Genomic DNA, 1,470 nt, shown 5'->3' with positions numbered 1-1,470 from the left:
GTGATCTGCACATCAGCAATATCCTGGCGGAGAACGCAATCCGCCCGTTCGCCGTGGGGCGCAAGGCCTGGTTATTCGCCGACAGCGCGCAAGGCGCCAAGGCCAGTGCAACCTGCTACTCGCTGCTGGAGACAGCCAAAGCCAATGACCTGGAGCCATCAGCGTATATCAACCATGTGCTGGCGCAGATCGGCGAGGCCGATAGCCTGGAAAAACTCGAAGCCCTGCTACCATGGAACGTCCCGCTGGAGCCCATTGCAAAAAAAGTGGCGCAATACAACGAAGGCAAGTAGGTCGATTTAGCGGCGCTTACGGACAACCAGGCGGCTGGAGCCTGCTGGTGCGCTACGGTCTGGCCGAACGTGCCCTGGCCGCCCAGCGCAGCAAACAACTAAGAGTTTTTCGCAAGCTCGATACCCTGGTGATCTACCTGCAGCAGATCGGGGTCAGCCGGTTCGAGGTTGATGCCAGTAGCTTCATGCTTGCACTACGACAGCGGTAACTTGTTACCTACGTCGAGACCCTCTATAATATAAATCAAAGGTTATATTTGGTGCGCTATGTAGACAGTAAAAACGACCTCTCTATTCGATGTCTGGTTTGATGAACAAGACGAGGCCACGCAGGAGAAGGTTTTGGCTGGGTTGCTTGCCTTGGCACAGGGCGGTCCATCAGTAGGGCGACCCTTAGTTGATACCATCAAGGGGTCTCGCTTTACGAACCTCAAAGAGCTGAGAGTTCAGCACCAGGGGGATCCGCTACGAGCGTTCTTTGCTTTTGACCCGTTGCGGCAAGCTATCGTGTTGTGTGCTGGAAATAAGGGCGGTAACGATAAGCGGTTTTACAAAGAGATGTTGCCGGTCGCTAAGGCGGAATACGCCAAGCACTTAACTGAGTTGGAGGTAGGGTAATGGGAAGAACACTGAATGAGATGCTGGCCTCCCGCTCGGTGGATAGTCAGCAGCGGATCCAGGAGATGGCTAACGAGCTGCTGCTGGAGGTACGCTTGCAAGCGCTGCGTGAAGAGTTGGAAGTGTCCCAGGTGGAGTTGGCCTCTGTCCTCGGGATCAGCCAACCGGCCGTTGTGGCGATGGAGCAGCGTGGGAATGATATCAAGCTATCCACCATGAAGCGTTACGTGGAAGCAATGGGTGGGAAGCTGCGTGTTGATGTTGAGCTTCCTACAGGGAGACATGTCGGTTTCAACGTCTAATCGCTTAATGCAGGCTACCAGCGGCCAGCTTATCAAGCTGGCCGCTTTGCTATGTGAAATTTGTTGAATGTAAAAGGTGTTTTAGGGAAGGTGCGAACAAGTTCCTGATATGAGATCATCATGTTCATCCGGAGCGCATCCCAGAGGGACATCATGAGCCATCAACTCTCCTTCGCCGATAGTGAATTCAGCACTAAGCGCCGTCAGACCCGAAAAGAGATTTTCCTCTCCCGCATGGAGCAGATTCTGCCATGGCA

Annotated in this window: 3 protein-coding genes and 2 pseudogenes; all 5 read left to right on the top strand. The window is 53.9% G+C overall.

Going from position 1 to position 1,470, the window contains the following annotated elements; genetic code table 11:
* The coding region (locus BN1127_RS02395) for a transposase domain-containing protein (RefSeq protein WP_156139736.1) at nucleotides 1-293 on the top strand (293 nt) is incomplete at its 5' end.
* Nucleotides 294-340: 47 nt separating this feature from the next.
* Nucleotides 341-502, top strand: coding sequence for a hypothetical protein (locus BN1127_RS02390; RefSeq protein ID WP_231557425.1), 162 nt, complete (start codon nucleotides 341-343; stop codon nucleotides 500-502).
* 106 nt (nucleotides 503-608) lie between these two features.
* Nucleotides 609-911, top strand: a pseudogene (locus BN1127_RS02385) (type II toxin-antitoxin system RelE/ParE family toxin); the annotation flags it as partial.
* Nucleotides 911-1,213: a helix-turn-helix domain-containing protein gene (locus BN1127_RS02380; protein WP_042648333.1), complete on the top strand. Its 303-nt coding sequence runs from the start codon at nucleotides 911-913 to the stop codon at nucleotides 1,211-1,213. The pseudogene BN1127_RS02385 and the gene BN1127_RS02380, both read left to right, overlap by 1 nt.
* Before the next feature lie 153 nt (nucleotides 1,214-1,366).
* Nucleotides 1,367-1,470: pseudogene (locus BN1127_RS21975) on the top strand (IS5/IS1182 family transposase); the annotation flags it as partial.

It is taken from the genome of Aeromonas media, from assembly GCF_000819985.1.
Classification (GTDB): domain Bacteria; phylum Pseudomonadota; class Gammaproteobacteria; order Enterobacterales; family Aeromonadaceae; genus Aeromonas; species Aeromonas media.
Note: the sequence above shows the minus strand (reverse complement) of the source record. Positions and strands in the feature narration are given on the sequence as shown.

What these genes read in the sequence shown, in the direction of transcription:
- BN1127_RS02380 (WP_042648333.1), top strand. Translation starts at nt 911, where the DNA reads ATGGGAAGAACACTGAATGAGATGCTGGCCTCCCGCTCGGTGGATAGT.